General features: G+C 57.5%; 19 protein-coding genes. 15 read left to right on the top strand and 4 right to left on the bottom strand.

All coding sequences use genetic code 11. The features are described from left to right. The first annotated feature begins 8 nt into the window (after window positions 1–8). Window positions 9–1,448 (top strand): type II and III secretion system protein family protein, encoded by a 1,440-nt coding sequence (locus GKO01_RS02550; protein WP_099285612.1) that lies wholly within the window; start codon window positions 9–11, stop codon window positions 1,446–1,448. Next, window positions 1,445–2,164, top strand: a complete 720-nt coding sequence (locus GKO01_RS02545) for a hypothetical protein (RefSeq protein WP_099285611.1) — start codon at window positions 1,445–1,447, stop codon at window positions 2,162–2,164. Before GKO01_RS02550 ends, GKO01_RS02545 begins: the two co-directional genes overlap by 4 nt. On the opposite strand, the gene GKO01_RS02540 is transcribed toward GKO01_RS02545, so the two are convergent. Next, window positions 2,125–2,970 (bottom strand): tetratricopeptide repeat protein, encoded by an 846-nt coding sequence (locus GKO01_RS02540; protein WP_099285610.1) that lies wholly within the window; start codon window positions 2,968–2,970, stop codon window positions 2,125–2,127. The genes GKO01_RS02545 and GKO01_RS02540 overlap by 40 nt on opposite strands. Window positions 2,971–3,442: 472 nt before the next feature. Between GKO01_RS02540 and GKO01_RS02535 the strand changes: the two genes are divergently transcribed. Then, window positions 3,443–3,814, top strand: coding sequence for a hypothetical protein (locus GKO01_RS02535; RefSeq protein ID WP_099285609.1), 372 nt, complete (start codon window positions 3,443–3,445; stop codon window positions 3,812–3,814). Window positions 3,815–3,895: 81 nt separating this feature from the next. Here the strand turns inward: GKO01_RS02535 and GKO01_RS02530 are convergent, their stop codons facing one another. Then, entirely contained in the window at window positions 3,896–4,519 is a 624-nt protein-coding gene (locus GKO01_RS02530; protein WP_099285608.1) for a hypothetical protein, read from the bottom strand. A 164-nt stretch (window positions 4,520–4,683) separates the two neighbouring features. Here GKO01_RS02530 and GKO01_RS02525 point away from each other — a divergent pair, with 164 nt between their 5' ends. From GKO01_RS02525 to GKO01_RS02470, 12 genes are all read left to right on the top strand, one after another. Continuing rightward, window positions 4,684–5,220: a hypothetical protein gene (locus GKO01_RS02525; protein WP_099285607.1), complete on the top strand. Its 537-nt coding sequence runs from the start codon at window positions 4,684–4,686 to the stop codon at window positions 5,218–5,220. Window positions 5,221–5,224: 4 nt separating this feature from the next. After that, window positions 5,225–5,983 carry a type III secretion system inner membrane ring lipoprotein SctJ gene (sctJ, locus tag GKO01_RS02520; RefSeq protein WP_099285606.1) on the top strand — a complete coding sequence of 253 codons (759 nt, stop codon included), beginning with the start codon at window positions 5,225–5,227 and terminating at the stop codon, window positions 5,981–5,983. Between the two features lie 14 nt (window positions 5,984–5,997). Continuing rightward, the gene (locus GKO01_RS02515) at window positions 5,998–6,615 is read left to right on the top strand and encodes a hypothetical protein (protein ID WP_145994728.1); all 618 of its coding nucleotides are present in this window, start codon (window positions 5,998–6,000) and stop codon (window positions 6,613–6,615) included. After that, on the top strand, window positions 6,608–7,207 hold the full coding sequence (locus GKO01_RS02510) for a hypothetical protein (protein WP_099285604.1): 600 nt from the start codon (window positions 6,608–6,610) through the stop codon (window positions 7,205–7,207). The genes GKO01_RS02515 and GKO01_RS02510 overlap by 8 nt, the downstream gene beginning before the upstream one ends. Next, entirely contained in the window at window positions 7,200–8,918 is a 1,719-nt protein-coding gene (locus tag GKO01_RS02505; RefSeq protein ID WP_244901294.1) for a FliI/YscN family ATPase, read from the top strand. Before GKO01_RS02510 ends, GKO01_RS02505 begins: the two co-directional genes overlap by 8 nt. Then, a complete protein-coding gene (locus tag GKO01_RS02500; protein WP_099285603.1) occupies window positions 8,894–9,439 on the top strand; it encodes a hypothetical protein in 546 nt (181 codons plus the stop codon). The genes GKO01_RS02505 and GKO01_RS02500 overlap by 25 nt, the downstream gene beginning before the upstream one ends. Beyond that, a complete protein-coding gene (locus GKO01_RS02495; protein WP_099285602.1) occupies window positions 9,436–10,485 on the top strand; it encodes a FliM/FliN family flagellar motor switch protein in 1,050 nt (349 codons plus the stop codon). The genes GKO01_RS02500 and GKO01_RS02495 overlap by 4 nt, the downstream gene beginning before the upstream one ends. Beyond that, the gene (gene sctR / locus GKO01_RS02490) at window positions 10,482–11,132 is read left to right on the top strand and encodes a type III secretion system export apparatus subunit SctR (RefSeq protein WP_062029803.1); all 651 of its coding nucleotides are present in this window, start codon (window positions 10,482–10,484) and stop codon (window positions 11,130–11,132) included. Before GKO01_RS02495 ends, sctR begins: the two co-directional genes overlap by 4 nt. 38 nt (window positions 11,133–11,170) lie before the next feature. Beyond that, entirely contained in the window at window positions 11,171–11,443 is a 273-nt protein-coding gene (locus GKO01_RS02485) for an EscS/YscS/HrcS family type III secretion system export apparatus protein (protein WP_062029805.1), read from the top strand. A gap of 3 nt (window positions 11,444–11,446) precedes the next feature. Then, entirely contained in the window at window positions 11,447–12,253 is an 807-nt protein-coding gene (gene sctT / locus GKO01_RS02480; protein WP_145994727.1) for a type III secretion system export apparatus subunit SctT, read from the top strand. Next, complete coding sequence (locus GKO01_RS02475; protein ID WP_099285600.1) at window positions 12,250–13,293, top strand: EscU/YscU/HrcU family type III secretion system export apparatus switch protein; 1,044 nt, start codon at window positions 12,250–12,252, stop codon at window positions 13,291–13,293. Before sctT ends, GKO01_RS02475 begins: the two co-directional genes overlap by 4 nt. 117 nt (window positions 13,294–13,410) lie before the next feature. Beyond that, window positions 13,411–14,352 carry a hypothetical protein gene (locus tag GKO01_RS02470; protein ID WP_099285599.1) on the top strand — a complete coding sequence of 314 codons (942 nt, stop codon included), beginning with the start codon at window positions 13,411–13,413 and terminating at the stop codon, window positions 14,350–14,352. Between the two features lie 112 nt (window positions 14,353–14,464). On the opposite strand, the gene GKO01_RS02465 is transcribed toward GKO01_RS02470, so the two are convergent. Continuing rightward, window positions 14,465–15,706: a hypothetical protein gene (locus tag GKO01_RS02465; protein WP_099285598.1), complete on the bottom strand. Its 1,242-nt coding sequence runs from the start codon at window positions 15,704–15,706 to the stop codon at window positions 14,465–14,467. A 302-nt stretch (window positions 15,707–16,008) separates the two neighbouring features. Further along, window positions 16,009–16,341: a hypothetical protein gene (locus GKO01_RS15740; RefSeq protein ID WP_145994726.1), complete on the bottom strand. Its 333-nt coding sequence runs from the start codon at window positions 16,339–16,341 to the stop codon at window positions 16,009–16,011. Window positions 16,342–16,993 lie beyond the last annotated feature (652 nt).

Below are 16,993 nucleotides of genomic sequence, written 5' to 3'. Positions count from 1 at the left end.
TTTTCAGTATGATTTCAGGCCGTTCAACACACCGCATACGGTTCTGGCAGGCCGCCCGCACAGGCGCATTGCAGGGATCTTTTCTGCTCTTCGGCGCCGTATGCGTCGGCGCCATTCCGCAAAACGCAGCCGCGCAGGTGCAGTCTGCCCGCCACGGTGGGTCCATGACGCTATCGGTCGGAGGAGCGCAGCTGATCCAGCTTCCCCGCGCGGCAGGCAATGTCATGATTGCCGATCCGACGGTTATGGACGTGCAATATACCGATAATGACGGCCTGTTCATCTTCGGCAAAAAACCCGGCCATACGACACTTATCGTGCTGGACCAGAGCGGCCAGAAAATGATTTCCGGCGACGTGACGGTCACGTTCAACAAGGACGCGATGCGTACCATGATCGCCAAGGAAGGGGGCCGGAATGTTCAGGTGCAAATGTCGCCTGAAGGTGTCGTCCTGTCCGGCTCTGTTCCGGATGCCAAAGCCGCCGCGCATCTGGAGGCTCTCGCCCGGCAATATGGCGGGAGTGGTGCGAAACTGATTAACCGCCTGACCATCAGCGAGCCGGTTCAGGTCAATCTTGTCGTGCGCGTTGCGGAAGTGCAACGGCAGCTCTCGCAGGATCTGGGTTTTAACTGGACGACAGTTTTCAACGGTGTGGGCTCTTTCGCCATCGGTGCCGCTACGGGCGGACTGAGTGGTGTTCCCAGCGCCATCAAGGCCCTGTCGAGCGCAAGCAATGCGCTTTCGGGAAGCTATACGAGCGGGAGTTCGTCCGTCACAGGCACACTGGACGCCATGGCGACGGAGGGGCTTGCGACCATGCTGGCAGAACCCAACCTCACCACCATGTCGGGCGAGACAGCCAAGTTCCTGTCCGGCGGGCAGTTCCCCGTTCCGATCCCGCAGGGTCTGGGCACTGTCGGGATTACCTACAAAAATTATGGCGTCAGCGTCGATTTCACGCCAACGGTCCTGTCTGACGGCACCATCAGCATGCATGTCGCACCGGAAGTCAGTTCCGTTTCCACGGAAGCGTCGGAAGGGGCGTATTCCATTTCCGGCAGCAGCGTCGTTCCCGCCATCCGCACCAACCGGGCTGATACGACCATTCAGCTTGCATCGGGTCAGAGTTTTGCTATCGGCGGTCTGATTTCAAACGATGCCAGCAATACCATCTCCAAGGTGCCGGGGCTGGCGGATATTCCGGTACTTGGATCGCTGTTTCGCTCCACGTCGTTCCAGCGCAACGAGAGCGAACTGCTGATCGTCGTCACGGCCTATATCGTTCATCCATCCGATCGTGTTCCGGCGCTGCCGACCGACTATATCCGTCCGACATCCGCCATCGAGGCGCTGCTGCTCCGACGCTCGGCGGCCGCCGCAATAGATGCGCCCGATCCCACACGCATGCCTCATCTTCAGGGTGCGGCCGGGTTTCTTTACGAATGAGACACGCGCTCCTCGCCCTTCTCGCACTGTCGCTGGCCGGATGCACCTTCAGCGGCACGCGTTCGTCTGGCCCTCCGCCGCCGCTTCTTCTGGGCGTCAACCAGCATCGCATTCCTCTTGATTCCGCCGACGCAGACCGTGCGCTCGATGCCGCGCTCACCAAACTGGGCGATCCGCGCGCTGTTCACGCCACGATCAACGGTGCGGACCCGCAGATTACGGCTCTGGTGACGCACGCGCTCGTCCGTGCCGGTGTGGAACCGGCGCGGATCCGCGTGGTCCACGATGCGTCCAACACACTCGTTCTCAGGGCGTATGTCGTAGCCCAACCCGATTGTCGTCAGGCCGTCCGCCCATCCTGGACCGGAGACACGTCCGACAGCCTTTATCCCCTTGGACAATGCCTTCAGGCCGCAGCGCTCGCCGCGGAAATTGCCAATCCGGGGGATCTGCTGGAGCCTGCCCATCTGCAACCGGCCAATGGCGCGCGGTTTGGGCGCGTTGTGGAATTGTGGGAGGCGGGGATGGATCGCACTTCGCAGAACAGAACGTCTGCGACGTCGAATGTCCCGTCCGCCATCGGCGGTGGAAGCATGGGGGGTGCCAGTTCGTCTGCGACGACTGGAAGCGACAGTCCGGCAACATCCACAAACACCACGACGCAGACTGATGCGTCTCAGCCCCCCGTTGCGGACGAGGCGGCATCCACGCCCTGAGCGGCGTGCAGGAGCGTATAGAACCGCATATTCTGCTGGATCTGTTCGCTGCTGAGGGCCGCCGAGCGTGCGGATTGCCGCGCATCCGATAATTTGCCTTCAAGAGCGTAAACAATCGCCAGATTCCCGTCGATCGTGGAGAGCGAGGCCGCTGAAGCCCCGCGCTCGACGGCCTGCGTCCTCAGGGCCAGAAGCTCGTTCAGCGCCTGATGAGGCTGCCCTCCAAGGGCTTCCGAAAGGGCGAGATCATTGGCGGCGGCGATATTGTTCGGGTCGATCCGCAGCGCATCGCGATAACTCTGGCGCGCACCCTGTGCATCTCCGGAAATTTCATACGAAATTCCCAGCGCCACCCGCAAAGGAGCGGAATTGGGGTTCTGCTGGATCACGGGGAGGAGAACCCCGATCGCTTCCTGTGACCGCTGTGCGGTATTGAGCAACTGGGCAAGCAGCAGCGCAAGACGCACACGTTCGGCAGGCGTCGCGTTGGCTTCGGCACCATGAATGGCTTCAATTGCCTCGTTCGTCCGCCCCTGATGCATGAGCGCTTCGGCATAAGGCCCGACATAATCCGGCTGTCCGGGGCGCAGTGCAACGGCCCGGCCGTAAAAGGCTGCGGCGGTGGTCCAGTCTCCGCGTGCGCGCGCACTGTCGCCGACTTTCATCATGGTCTCGGGGTTTCGCGCCGCCTGTCGCTCTCGCGCGACATCCTGTGTGTTATGTGAAGCGTTTGAGACACAGCCGGCAAGAGGCACCGTCAGCGCGAAAGCAAGGAACACAGCACGTGACGGAAAAGAAACCCGCATGGAAAAACTTTCGTAACGAAGCGCAGAACAGACCTGAGGGGCGCAACCTATCAATCTTATTCGATGCTGACGATTTCAGGCGGCCTTTTGAAATATGGAATTTTTTTGACAGGGCTCAAAAGCCTGATTTCCATCAGATTATTATGGTTCCGTGAAACCGGAACAGCGCTTTGTAAATGTTAAAGCCAGATCAGGATAAAGACAGACTGCTCTCTTACAGAATGAAAGCACGCCGATTTGCCCCTCTGTCCCGGTCTTTCAGCATTTCGGTGATGAACGCAACATTGATTTATAGAGAGAGCCAGAGATGACCCTTCATAGCGTTGGATCTAGGGAACCTGAGCCGCATACGTCTGTACCCCACACTGGCGAAAGCACCTCTAACCCTCAGAGCGAAATTACGAATTTCAACGAGGCCTATCATAACACGGCCCCGAGACCTACCAGCTCCGTTTATTCGCAGGATTCGGGAATGCATCCCCCATCGATAGCGTCTGAACATGTGCCTGCTGAGCACCCCCCTCATACTGAAACCGAGACCGCTACCGCAGAGCCGAAAGCAAAGCCCACCAAGTCCAAAAGCGACAAGGCAAAGGATTTTGGCGATAAATTCGACAAGATCCTGAAGCCTTTGACCGTTCCGCTGGGGTCCCTCACGCAGATTGCCAGCCTGGTCACGTTCATTCAGGCACAAGAGGCCAAGGACAAGGCCTCTTCCGGCAGTTCCAACGGAAGTAGCGTGAAGGATACGGAAACGTCCGGTGGCGCTTCGGGAACCGATGCTTCCGGCACGACCGGACAGCTGTCGGATCCGGCCGCCATTCCCTCGCAGCAGACGTCCTGAGACCTGCGCGCACTTCTCTTCCCGGTCACAATTTCTGATCGGGAAGAGTTTTTATATCCGTTCGTCAAAAAACGTCCCGATCTATTTCGAGACGTCCTGAACGGCACTTCCCCGGAAAATCCTGACTGTCCGATGGCCTGCGCCCGGTCCGCTGAGGGACTGGATCGTCTGGCTGATGCGATCGCGCAGATCGGGCGGCCCGAAGACACTGACGGAACGCCCGCGATCATCGGTGTGGACCGAATAATGGGGCTCAAGCATTTTCTTCGCGTCTACAGCCCGCATCAACGCCGCATAAGACACACCACCCAGCGGAAAAGACTGTGTCGTCGTCGCGGATGATGGCGTAACGTGCAGCGTGTTGCCGTCATAATACCAGTCCAGCCTGTATTCGGTAGACAGCGCATTCAGGAATGCCAGCGGCGTCTCGGCGGTAAAACCGGAGCGTACATTCCCCTGAATGGATGGGTCCACGACGACACGCAGATTCACGTCTTCACAGAACTGGGTCAGGACATCGGGCAAAGTCTGATGGATGACCGTATAGCGTCCCTGATCGGGTAGCGGGAGCGGCTCGGCCCGGACGCTATGCGGCAGTGCCAGCACAACAGAGCCCAACACCACAGAGGCCCGCAGAACGCCGGAGAGAAATCGCTGGTGCAACGTCGCCGTCTTTTCTGAACTGCAATTGGAGTTCTGCTTCATCTGTTCTTCTATAGACCGCGCGCAGAGGCCCGACAATTCTTGCCGAACGCCTGAAGGCACTTTCGGACAACTCGTTTGAAGGTCAGGTTCAGATCAGCTTTCGTCCCTAGGCTTGATCCCGATAGGTCCGGGCCTGTTGCAGGAAATTGTTCGGGGTCGCAGGTATGACAGGCATTACGGGATTGGATGCGACAGCGCTGGCCCAGCGCTCTCTCACCGACCAGACAAGCGGCATGGCCGCAGGAGCGCCTGCGCCCGTCGACGATCAGATTGCCTTCCTGCAGAGCACACCTGCCCGCCAGACATACGAGACGCAGTCCCTCTCCACGACAGACACACTGGGGGACCAGATCCTGTCCGGACTGGGGCGGATCAGCAGCGCTTTTTCCACGCTTAATACGCTGGCGCCGACTGTTATTCCGACGACGGGAACGGAACACCTGGCTCTTCCGCAGGGCAGCGTCGGAACAGCGGGACTTTCAGCCGCTTCCAATGTCGCTTCCGCAGGCAAGGCGGATGGAAAGACTGCCCCCCTGAACAGTCTGTTCGAGAAAGTCGAGCAGGAGGGGATTGCGATGTATAACGAGGCCCTGACGCGACAGATGGCATTCACCAATTCCGAATTCGAAACCCATATCATCACCGTGTCGTCACAGAATATGACCTCCACGCTGAAGAGCCTCCTCACACCGGGAGGCTGAGATCATGTTCCGTATCCGCCGCCTGTTTCTCACCCTTCCCGCCCTGCTCCTTCTCCTGTCCCTCACGGCGTGTCAGACCGTGCTCTACACCGAGCTTTCGGAACGCGATGCGATGGAGATGATCGCCATCCTTCTGCAGCACGGGATTTCCGCCACCCGCCTGATCGCCAAGGACGGCAGTTCCACTGTGGAAGTGTCGGAACGGCATGTGGCGGATGCCGTCTCCATCCTGCGCAGCAGTCATTATCCCCGCAACGGATATGACAGCATGGACAAGATTTTCCAGCAGCAGGGCATGATCAGCACCCCCACGGCCGAGCGCGCCAAGCTGTATTACGGCATCAGTCAGGAGCTTGGGCACACGCTCAATGATATTGATGGTGTGATTGATGCGCGTGTCCATATCGCACCTGCCGCGAGCGACCCGGTGACGGGTGTGGACAAACCGGCCACGGCCTCTGTCGTCATCCGGTACGATTCCGGAACGGCTGTATCGGGGCTGCTGCCCAAGATCAAGCTGATGGTCGCCAATGCCGTCCAGGATCTGGCCTATGACCGGGTCTCCGTCATTCTTTTGCCAGTCGCGGTTCCGCATCTTCCGCCGGTTCAGGCGGAATGGATGAGTCCGCTCGGCTGGACCGGATGGTTTTTCGCGTTCGCCTTCCCTGCCGGATATGGCGCCAGCCTCCTGTGGCGGCGCTTTCGCAGGAAACCGGTGCCGACCACGACGGAACTGGCCATCGTGCCGCGTGAGGCTGCGTGACCGTAGCCCACAGCATGAGCGCATCTTCCGGGTCAGACTACAGTCAGATGCTGGCAAGTATTCATCCGTCCCATCTGCAACTGCGCCTGCCGATGCTGCACCGCGATACGGTCCAGAAACTCCAGACCTGTTCGAGACTATCAGAACGTCTGATTGCATTGCTGGATTGTGAGGGACTGCCACCAGCCCACGCTCCACAAGGCCCGCTGGAAGCTCTGGCGCTTCAGTCAGAGGATCGTCTTCAGAGCGCAGGACGTCGTATGGGTGCGGTCGTTTACTGGCGTAGTCTGGCGAAACAGGTGGACCGTCAGGCGATTACGGTCCTTAATGCCGCGTTGGGCGAAGGCGTCAGACTGTTTGGTATCCGCAACGGAGCTCACTGGGCGCAGGCTGGTCTGTCAATCCCGGACGCAGAAGCACCGACCGAACCCAACATGGACCTTGCCGGCCTGACCAGAACTATCACGGATTGCGGCTGGTCCTGTCTGATTCGTTGGCGCGACAGTCTGGCCGGAGATTACGGGCGTCTCGCCACGCTGAAGCTGCCCGCAAGGACCCTTCTGCCCGCAGCCTCCAGCGCGTACGATCCGATTATCCTGAAAGTCGCGGAAGGGATCGCCTCGCATGTCTGAACGGATGTTTTCGCGGATGCGGCCTTCCACGACGGTCTTGCGCCCCGAAGACATGAGCGCCTGGTGCGATGCGTCGCTGGCCTATGACACCGCCATCCGCAACGCCACGATGCTGCTCTCCGCCACACGGAACGCCTATGATGCGGAATGTCGGCGTGGCTATCAGACCGGGCATGACAAAGCCTCCGCAGAAATGGCGCGTCGTCTTCTCGTGACCGATGAAGCGGTCGCAAAAGTGCTCCGGGATCTGGAAACGAGCCTTCCGGCCATTGTGACGGATGTCGTGACGGATCTGTTCGGTCGGCTTGATATCGGGAGCGCTCTTCCGGCTGCTATCAGACATACGCTGGGGAAAATCCGGCATGGCACGCTCGCCACGCTGCGGGTGGCGTCCGACTGCGCCGACATCCTGCGCCCGGTCGTGGAAGACCTGACGGTCCATAATCCCGGCCTGCGTCTTGAGATCGACCCGATGCTGTCGCCCGGACGGTGTGTGCTGGAGAGCGAACTGGGCGTGGCGGAACTGGGCGTCGACGCCCAGCTTGCCGTGCTTCGGGAGCATCTCAGCGCACAGTGGATGCAGCATGACTGACATCCCGCTCACGTCGCCTTCTCAGGCTCCGGACGACACGGTTTCCATGGACGGGATCATGGATGCCGCGCGCCCGGCTGTGTCTCTCGCCAGTGCGCTGGAAGCAGATTTCGTCCGCCTGCACATGTTTCAGCAGACAGACAAGACGCAGCCGGAGCAGGACCTGCCCCCCGAAGACGCGGAACAGGCCGTTTCCCGTCCCGGTCCCGAAACACAAGACGCCCGGACCAATCAGTCCGAAGCGTCTCTCATCAAACGCGATCCGGCTTCAGAAAACCCGGAGCCGGAAAACATGCCCCGTCTTTCCGGCGCGCCCGTGATGCAGGACCGGCAGGCTGATCCTCTGCCCCGGATGCAGGTGAGCCGCGATCCGTCGCAGACGGCGGATCATGTTATCGCGCGGATGAAAACCCTCCTGCCCATGCTGCGCTCACGTGCGGCGGGGATCGACACACATCCCATGCAGGGACGTGTCGTGAGCGCCACTGGAACCATCATTCGTGCCATTCTGCCGAATGTAGCCGTGGGCGATCTGTGCCGGTTGCAGAACCGCGACCGGGACTGGTTTCTGGATGCCGAAGTGGTGGGGCTGGACGGAAACGAAGTCCTCATGACGCCGATGGGCGGCCTCGAAGGCGTCTCAGTGGACACGGAAGTCGTCACGACCGGAGGGCGACGCAGCTTCCCGGTCGGCGAACGGTTGCTGGGCCGGGTGCTTGATGCGCTTGGTACGCCGATTGATGGTCTGGGACCACTGCCAGCCGGACCATCACGCTCTGTCTATGCCGCGCCCCCTCCTGCCATGGAGCGTCAGCCTATTGCCCGGCCGCTACCCGTCGGGCTGCGGGCTTTGGACGGCTTGCTGACCTGTGGCGAAGGGCAACGGCTCGGGGTGTATGGCGAGGCCGGGGCGGGCAAATCCACGCTGATGTCCGCCATCGTCAAGGGCAGTTCTGCCGATGTCGCGGTCGTGGCGCTGGTGGGCGAGCGTGGCCGTGAAGTCCGCGAATTCGTCGAGCATAATCTGGGGGCGGACGGGCTGAAAAATGCTGTCCTGATCGTCGCGACTTCCGATCGGCCCGCCGCCGAGCGTGTCGTCTGTGCACAGGCCGCCACGACAGTTGCGGAATATTTCCGCGATCAGGGGCTGAAGGTCCTGCTGTTCGTGGACAATGTCACCCGTTACGCCCGGGCCCTGCGCGAGATCGGGCTGGCTGCCGGGGAACCGCCCACGCGGCGCGGCTTCCCCCCTTCGGTTTTCGCGGCTCTGCCCCAGCTCATGGAGCGCGCGGGCATGGGGGTGAGGGGGTCGATCACGGCATTTTATACCGTGCTGGTCGAGGATGGGATGGATGATCCGATTGCTGAAGAAACACGCGGCATTCTGGACGGCCACGTCATTCTGTCGCGCGCACTGGCGGCGGCGGGGCACTATCCGGCCATTGACGTCCTGACCAGCCGGTCGCGCGTGATGTCTCTCGTGACCGATCCCCGTCATCAGGCGGCGGCCACGAAAATCCGGAGCCTGTGGGCGAAATATCAGGAGATCGAATTTCTGTTGCAGGTCGGCGAATACAAGCCCGGCGGTGACGCACTGGCGGATGAGGCGATTGCCAAAATCGGCGCGCTGCGGGGTTTCCTGCGTCAGGGCAATGACGAGCGGACGTCTTTTGCGGAGATGCTGGAATGGCTGAACCGTCTTTGCGCCTGAGCCCGCAGGCGGCGGGACAGCTTGTGACGCTGCGCCAGCGCCGTGCCGCAGAGGCGCGTCAACTTCTGTCGGCGGCAACATCGCAGGTCGATCAGCGTCTGGCTCGTTTCAACCACGCCAGCCAGATCCTGTCCGACCATCAAGCACATCAGCTTGGGGTTCAGACGGAGATCGCTGCACGCGCACAGAATGCGCCGGTCAGCGCCGTGCTCCTGCGTCGGGATCATGAGCATATTGAAGAGCTCGCCCGTCACGAAAAACGCCTGAAAGACGGGATCGCGCAAGCGGAACGGGACGTCGAAAAAGCTCGGCAGCTCGTCGCCGCAGCACGTCGCCTCCTGATGCAGTACGAACAGCGCGAAAAACAGGCGCGCGACCTGCTGGAGCGCGTTCTGACAGAACGCCGCACGGCGCAGGAACAGCACGAGGAACAGGACATCGCGGAACTTGCCATGATGCGCCAGAGCAGCGGACGGCTCACCCGCCAACGCAGCACAACGTCGCGGTTCAACGCTCCATGACGCTGTCTCTATCACGCGCGATACATCGCCTTACACCGAGGCCGCTGGGCTATGACGCTTCGGCAGCAGGTCTGCTCGGGCGGCAAGACTTTGCGCTGTTTGTAGGTGAAGAGCGGCTTTCGGTGCGCTTTACGCCGCCGATCCTCTTACCAGCACAGTGGAGTGCGATCTGTTTTCGGATCGATGATAGGGAGGGGCAATGTGTTCTCCCTCACGAGACCCTTCAGAGGCTGGTTTCGCTGGCGGAGCCGAAGCCTCGCGCCCCGATGGAAGCGCCGGCAGCCCTGCTGCTGCTTGAGATGTTGCTGGATCAGGGCCTGACGACGCTGGAGGCAGCGATAATTGCACCGATCCGGTTCACGCGGATCGAACCGGCGCAGCAGGCCACATCCCACATGCCCGCGTTTGTCGAAATCGGATTTGAAGCCCGTTTTGACACAGCGGACAGCTTTTGCGGACTGCTGCGTCTGCCTCCGGCATTAATGCCTGTGCTGCACCCTCTCGCACCGTCGCTTGTGCGCCGCTTTCCCGATCCGCCGGTGATGTTATCTTTGAGGATCGGCAGCGTTCTGCTCTCGCCCGAAGACCTCATGGCGCTCGGCCCCGGTTTCGGACTGGTCCTCGGGACGGCAGCGCAAGTCCGACATGTGATTGTTGCGGGCGAGATGCTGGGCGCAGCGGTCCGGCATGACGGCAGCAGGATTGTTTTTGAGGGCGGGTTTCTGCCTCTCGCCCGGATTTGGCCAGCAGATTGGAATAGCATGACTGAAACACCTCCGTCCTCCGCGACCGACCCTCACCAGTCCACGACAGTCGAAGCCTCCGCCATCGAACAGCTTCAGATCCCCCTGACTTTTGAACTGGCGCGGATGCCGGTTTCGCTGGCTGAGCTGAGGACGATCGGAGAAGGACATGTGATTGATATCGGCGCGCTCACGGAGCGTTCCGTGTCGATCATGGCCAATGGCCGCCGCATTGGCGAAGGCGAACTCGTGGATCTCGGGTCCTCCGTCGCCATCCGGGTAACGCGGATCATCACCGCATGATCGGCTCGACCAATCTCGTCACGGCCCTTGTCCTGACCCTTGGGTTCGGCGTCCTGATCCTCGCGGTCATCACCACTACGTCGTTCGTGAAAATCTCGGTCGTCCTGTTCCTGCTGCGCACCGCGCTCGGCATCCAGCAGTCTCCGCCGAATATCGTGCTTTATGCGATTTCGCTGATCCTCACGCTCTTCATTTCCGCGCCTCTCGGCCACGACATCTACAAGGCGGCCATGGAGAGCGACCAGAAATACGAGACACTGACGGATTATGTGGATGCCTATGAACGCGTACAGGCGCCTGTCGCCCAGCATCTGCTCCGCTTCACACAGGCGCCCGAACGCAACTTCTTCATGAACGCCACCCAGCGCCTGTGGCCCGAGGACATGCGCGACAGCCTGACGCCGGAATCTCTCCCGATCCTTCTGCCGTCCTTCCTGACGGGAGAGCTCAAACGTGCGTTTGAAATCGGCTTCCTGATCTATCTGCCGTTCATCACCATTGACCTCGTCGTGACCACAATCCTGATCGCGATGGGCCTGTCTCAGGTGCAGCCCAACACGATTTCGGTTCCGCTCAAGCTGCTGCTGTTCGTTCTGGCCAGCGGCTGGACACGCCTGCTGCACGGACTGGTGATGAGCTATGCGTAGGCCGCCACTTCGCGCGCATCTGCGGAAGAACACTGCCTGTGGATGATGCGGCCCTTACGCAGGAACTCTCTTCCGCGCTTTTCCTGTTCGCCTCAATCGCGGGACCGCCGCTGGCGATCGCGCTGGTGGTCGGGCTTCTGATCGGGCTTTTGCAGGCTGTAACTCAGCTTCAAGACCAGACAATGCCGCTGACCTTCAAGGTCGTCGCCGTCTGCGCGACACTGGTGCTTATGGCCTCGACACTCTTTCCGCCTCTGCTGGCCTTTACCGAACACGTCCTGACCGATTTCCCGGCCATGACGCGCTTCTGAGCCGTGCCTGCCACTGACGCCATTACTGTCCTACAACAGATGATGCCCTGGCTGAGCTCCATCGCGTTGGCGATGAGCCGCCCGGCGGGGGCGGCCATCGTGTTGCCGGTCTTTACACGCATGCAGCTTGGCGGCCCCATCACGGGGGCTATTGCCTTCGCGCTCGCTATTCCCGCAACCCCCATGATCCATGCGGGACTGCTCACCGATCCCCGCTCCCTGATGGCGCTCGGTATGCTCGGGGCCAAGGAAATGGTGATCGGCGTCATCATCGGTTTGCTCATCGGTCTGCCGATCTGGGGCGTACAGTGCGCGGGCGAACTGCTCGACACCCAGCGCAGCGCAACGCAGGGACAGGCCGAAGATCCGGGGAGCGGCAATCAGGAGTCCACAACCGCCGGTTTTTTTGCCCTTGCCGTCACGACGCTGTTTGTCCTGTCAGGGGGGCTCAATCTTCTGGCCGATACGCTGCTGTCGTCCGAAACACTCTGGCCTCCGCTCGCTCTGGCGCTGGCGCCGCAGCCGGGGTTCGGCATGGTTCTGCTGGGTCTGCTTGACCGGTTGGAAACTGTGAGCCTTTCAATCGGCGCTCCCGTCATGCTGGCGATGCTGCTGTGTGAGGCGAGCGTTATTCTCCTGATGCGCGCCATCCCGAAACTGCACCTCTATGATCTCGCCCCGAACCTGCGCAATCTGGTCTTCATCCTGATGATGTTCGGCTACTGCGCGTGGCTCGTGTCATACATGAGGCATGATCTTGTCGCCTCGCGGGATGTTCTTGGCACCATGCACCAACTGCTGAAGCCATGAGCGGAAGCAGTAGCGAAGAAAAATCTCTCCCGGCATCTGCCAAGAAGCTCGCGGATGAACGTCGCAAAGGCCATATCGCCAAGGCTCCGGATCTTCAGTCCGGAGTGGTGACCATCATCCTGATCGGCTGGCTTCTCCTGCGGCGAAACGCGATTGCCATCCATCTGCAAGCGATGATGGATGCGGTCGGGAACGCGCTTACGATGGATTTCAGATCCGGGATCGCAAGCGTGGGTCAGGCTCTGAGGACCATCTGCTTTGAAGACGCCCTGACTCCTCTCGCTCTGGCCGTCGTCACGGGCATTCTCGTCAGGCTGCTGACCAATGGCGGGTTTGTTTTCGCACTCGATCCTGTGATGCCGAAGTTTGAGAAGATCAATCCGGTTTCGGGGTTCGCAAATCTCTTTAAAGCCCGGACTTTCGTGGATCTGGGCATGTCACTGGTCAAAGTTCTGTTTTTCGGCGGAACACTGGCGCTCATTATTCATGGTGCGATTGGCGGCCTCGTCCGTGTGCCGGAAGCCGGAATTACCGAACTGCCCCGCATTCTCTTCACGCTGCTGATGCCGATCTTCAGTGCCGCCTGTGTTTTCTACATGGTTGCCGGCGTGATCGACCTGCTGATCCAGCGGCAGATGTTCCTCAAGGAAATGCGGATGACGCCCACCGAAGCGAAGAACGAACGCAAGGAAAGTCAGGGCAATCCGCTCATCAAGCGCCAGCAGCGGCGCCTCCAGAGCCAGGCCCGTCGCAATACCGCACCGCTTGGCCCGAAGCAGGCCAGCGTCATGATTTGTGGAAACGCTGTTGCCATCGGCCTGCGCTATCAACCGCCGCAGACGCCTCTTCCGCGCATTGTCTGTCGGGCGCATGGAGAACAGGCGGAGATCTATCGCACGATCGCTCAGGAGAGCCGTATTCCTGTCGTCTGGGATTATGAACTTGCGCGAAACCTTGCGGAAAAATTCAAACCCGGAACAACAATCACGCCTGAATTTTTTCAGCCGGTTGCGCGTATTCTTCAGAACCTTCCCTCGTAATGTGGTTAGGGCTCAAATCAGGCTGACGTCAGCTTTGCATCGTAAACAGACCGTGCAGAAAAACGCGGCCATGAATCCGTTTGCCATGCCCGCTTTCAGCCGCACGATGAGGACGACATGAGCACTTCAATCACGCCCGACACCCAGAGCCTGATCCAGGAACTGCTGGCCGCAATGCAGTCCGGAAGCCTGTCTTCCGGGACCGGAAGCGCAAGCGGCACAGGCCAGAGCACTGGGACCCAGAACTCGCAGGAAGAGGCCAAACTTGCGGAAGTCTTTCAGGAACTTATGGCTCTGTTGAAGCAGGGGAACCAGGAAGGCTCCACAAACTCCGGCTCCGATACGACAAGCCCGGCTATCTCTCCGGCTGCTGGCTCTTCCGCCTCTGCGACACCGACCGCAGAATCTACGTCGCCCACAACCCCGGCTTCGAGTGACGCGTCCAGCCCTGCTGCCACAACGTCTGGCACGTCCAGCACCAGTGCAGGAGACGGCCCCAACACGACCACCATCACAAATACCAGCAATCACGACGAAAAGATCGGTCAGTTTCTCAATGGCGGCTCCACGACCCAGCCTACAGCCGAGATCGACCTCAAACCCGGCCAGACCGGCACGCTGAAATACGAGAATGGCCAAGGCGGCTATGACGCCGAAGCAGACTCGTCCGGCAATTTCCAGTCCACCGCCAGCCGTCTGGAATTCTACGCGGATGCCAAGGGCGTCAATAACGACGATGTCAGCTACATCGACGGACGCAACGCCTCCATCAAGGTCTCTGACGGCAACGGCAAAACCGCAGGCGATAGCCAGAGCATTGCTAACGATGCCCCTTCCAACGCCATCACGAAGGACGCAGGTGGGCGTGCGACCGTAACCGGATGGTATGACGGCTCAACGCAGGACATGAAAGACGGCGGAGCCTATATGGAGTCAAAACTGGGCACGGGGAACGCCTATATCCATCCGGATGACGATCGTAACGCGACCAGTTCCAATCCGATGACTATGGCACAGGATACAAGCCAGCATTACACGGCAGATTTCGGAGACGCCTGATCCGGCATCAGGCGAAACAGCCATGAACCGGGGCGATATTGCTCCGGCTCATGGCTTCTGATTTCAGAACATCAAACCGAAACGCCACCAAAGTGGCGTAACACGGTCTCTCTCAGGCTTCGCCTGTATTTTTGTGCTGCTGCACAATTGGGTCGCCCTGGCCCATGCTGTAAAGATTATAGCCATAATCGGCTGTATCCAGACCAGTCATAAGTCCGTTGCCGACTTTCCCGGCAGCACTTTTGAGAATATCGCCAATCGAAGATGCTCCCTTTTCAGCACTCTGCGCAACACCATCAGCCGCGCGGGCAGCAGCTTCAGCCCCATCAACTTCCGGCGCGATCTCGGGGACAAAAAGCAGCGCTGCATCGCTGGCAACGCCTTCGAACATTCCGCCCAGATCTTTCAAACCCTGACTTTTGTTGCCCTTGGCAAACTGGTCGATCATGCCGACACCGTCCGTCAGCGGAGAGACCATAGAAGACAGAAAGTTACCTATCCCCGTCTCAAACTTGTCCCATCCTTTGGCGGCCTTCGTGCTGCCACGATCAATCGTGCCTTCACCGAATTCTGCCTCGAACTCCGCAGCGTCCTTCTTCGAGACCTTGCCTGCCCCCATCTGTCCGATCTGGCTTCCCAGTGCCGCAGCATCCGCATCGGAGAATGCCCCGCCAGAACTGGCCGCCTCCTCACCAGCAACTTCCAGATCCTGCGCCATGGCATTGCCATTCTTCTTGCTGGCATCGGTCGAAAACTGCTGGGCCAGAGAAGGATCTGTCTGCTCCAGATCAGACATGGCCTGCTGTGTCGCGGTCGACAAAGCACCACTTCCTGCCTGAAGGATCGTTTCCTTACCCGGACCGTCAGACGTCGTGGATTTGATACCCTTCACGATCTGCGCAATCGGGGACGTATCTTCGAGGAATTTGAGGATCGCATGACCGGCACGGGTCTGGCCGCCTTTGATATAGCTTCCTCCCAGAACCTCTTTCGCCTCGGCTCGCTCTTTCTTGCTGATCCGCCCGCCGCCATTATTGTTTGCAAGTGACTGGGCACCGGAAATCGCCGCAATCGCCTGATTTTTGGTCAGATCGCCTTCCTTGTAAGCCTGAAGCTCATCCTCGACGAGACTGTTGCCGTTTCCGGACTCTCCGGCTGTCATGATCTTTGAAAACAAGGCAGGATCGCTCTGCTGAAGCGTATCCATTCCCTGTTCCAGATTTTGATTATAAGCAGCGTTCTTGTCGGCTTTCTTTCCCGTCTTGGTACTATCCGTACCAGCCTGTTCCAGTTCCCCACCAGCGATCTGAGCGCTCCCTTCAGTGCCCCCCGAAGCGATAGTTCCAATCAACATGCTCGCACCCCATCAAGACAGAGAAAAACTATTCTGGCTGAGACGTTAAAAGGACATGCTGACGTCAACCTGTCTGACAGGTCTCTGGCTCACTTTGGCGGAACCATTCCCCAAAATAAATCTGATTCTGGTGTTTTATGTTTGATCCAGTTTGGTTTTGAAAAATACAGAAATACAATATTTATTCCACAGTACAGAGAATTTTCATAGTAAACAGATAAACTCAGATCACATCACGCATGTATAATTAACGGAATACTTCATTGGTTTTTGGTCGGAGAAATTTTCTTAATATGAATATATTATAATCCAATTAGCTTTTCTAAAAATGGAACCAAATGGACTTTTTGTACCTTTTTTCTATTTATTATTGAATAAAGATCAATTTTATCGTTAAATGTAAGTTTATTAAAGTAGTCTATAAAAAAATCTTTTGAAAAAGGGATTTTAGAAAACTCATGTTCGGATTTATTTAATTCCGAATGAATTTTTTTATAATCCATTTCAATTAATTGTTCGTCGTAGAAGCAAAAACATATATTTTTGTGACTATCTATAATAACAGCAGAAAATTTTCCTTCTGCGAAAGGCATTGATGACCAAGAAATGCCTAATTTTGAAAGGAAAAAACTCATAATACAACCGTATTTATTGAGGATTATACAATAATAGCTATTGCTCTCTGAGATGGATGTATTGTACACAAATGAATAATAATCGCCGTAAAATTCTTTATTATTATAATAAATTTGGCTTTTAATGCAAATTTTTGAACTCCTAAAATAAACACAATTAAGATAAAATGGCAATATTTCGATAACTGTTTTTTTATGAATGAATTATCAATATTTTTTATCTTGTTTCTTATTAATGAACTTATTATGTGACTTATTTCTAGGTAATATAGCGATAAATGGCCACAATTTTGGAGTATTATAACGTTAATTTTTTTAAAAATTTGTCGATCATATGAACTGTTTTTTTATCATCAATCGAGATTGGATCGATTATCAAAATTAGTCTTTCTTGATTCTTTAATTCCAAATTTGATATTTTAACATCCTTTAGACAATAGTTTTCTATGGAAAATCCATTTATCCTCTCCTGTAATACCCTATTATCGTTGTCGCTAAGGTCCATTTCTTCTGAAGAAAGAGATAAATATGGGCTACAAACAATGCATAGATAAATTTCTATATACTTATTTAGATAAAAACCAAAAAACCGCCCATAGAATGAGTAATTACAATTACTTCAGAAAAATCCTTTAAAAAATATCGTTTTCCA

It is taken from the genome of Gluconobacter kondonii, assembly GCF_002723995.1.
GTDB classification, from domain to species: domain Bacteria; phylum Pseudomonadota; class Alphaproteobacteria; order Acetobacterales; family Acetobacteraceae; genus Gluconobacter; species Gluconobacter kondonii.
Note: the sequence above shows the minus strand (reverse complement) of the source record. Positions and strands in the feature narration are given on the sequence as shown.

What these genes read in the sequence shown, in the direction of transcription:
- GKO01_RS02465 (WP_099285598.1), bottom strand. Translation starts at nt 15,706, where the DNA reads ATGTTGATTGGAACTATCGCTTCGGGGGGCACTGAAGGGAGCGCTCAG.
- sctJ (WP_099285606.1), top strand. Translation starts at nt 5,225, where the DNA reads ATGTTCCGTATCCGCCGCCTGTTTCTCACCCTTCCCGCCCTGCTCCTT.
- GKO01_RS02545 (WP_099285611.1), top strand. Translation starts at nt 1,445, where the DNA reads ATGAGACACGCGCTCCTCGCCCTTCTCGCACTGTCGCTGGCCGGATGC.
- GKO01_RS02470 (WP_099285599.1), top strand. Translation starts at nt 13,411, where the DNA reads ATGAGCACTTCAATCACGCCCGACACCCAGAGCCTGATCCAGGAACTG.
- sctR (WP_062029803.1), top strand. Translation starts at nt 10,482, where the DNA reads ATGATCGGCTCGACCAATCTCGTCACGGCCCTTGTCCTGACCCTTGGG.
- GKO01_RS02475 (WP_099285600.1), top strand. Translation starts at nt 12,250, where the DNA reads ATGAGCGGAAGCAGTAGCGAAGAAAAATCTCTCCCGGCATCTGCCAAG.
- GKO01_RS02505 (WP_244901294.1), top strand. Translation starts at nt 7,200, where the DNA reads ATGACTGACATCCCGCTCACGTCGCCTTCTCAGGCTCCGGACGACACG.
- GKO01_RS02500 (WP_099285603.1), top strand. Translation starts at nt 8,894, where the DNA reads ATGGCTGAACCGTCTTTGCGCCTGAGCCCGCAGGCGGCGGGACAGCTT.
- GKO01_RS02540 (WP_099285610.1), bottom strand. Translation starts at nt 2,970, where the DNA reads ATGCGGGTTTCTTTTCCGTCACGTGCTGTGTTCCTTGCTTTCGCGCTG.
- GKO01_RS02510 (WP_099285604.1), top strand. Translation starts at nt 6,608, where the DNA reads ATGTCTGAACGGATGTTTTCGCGGATGCGGCCTTCCACGACGGTCTTG.
- GKO01_RS02530 (WP_099285608.1), bottom strand. Translation starts at nt 4,519, where the DNA reads ATGAAGCAGAACTCCAATTGCAGTTCAGAAAAGACGGCGACGTTGCAC.
- GKO01_RS02550 (WP_099285612.1), top strand. Translation starts at nt 9, where the DNA reads ATGATTTCAGGCCGTTCAACACACCGCATACGGTTCTGGCAGGCCGCC.
- GKO01_RS02495 (WP_099285602.1), top strand. Translation starts at nt 9,436, where the DNA reads ATGACGCTGTCTCTATCACGCGCGATACATCGCCTTACACCGAGGCCG.
- GKO01_RS02535 (WP_099285609.1), top strand. Translation starts at nt 3,443, where the DNA reads ATGCATCCCCCATCGATAGCGTCTGAACATGTGCCTGCTGAGCACCCC.
- GKO01_RS02515 (WP_145994728.1), top strand. Translation starts at nt 5,998, where the DNA reads ATGAGCGCATCTTCCGGGTCAGACTACAGTCAGATGCTGGCAAGTATT.
- GKO01_RS02525 (WP_099285607.1), top strand. Translation starts at nt 4,684, where the DNA reads ATGACAGGCATTACGGGATTGGATGCGACAGCGCTGGCCCAGCGCTCT.
- GKO01_RS15740 (WP_145994726.1), bottom strand. Translation starts at nt 16,341, where the DNA reads ATGAGTTTTTTCCTTTCAAAATTAGGCATTTCTTGGTCATCAATGCCT.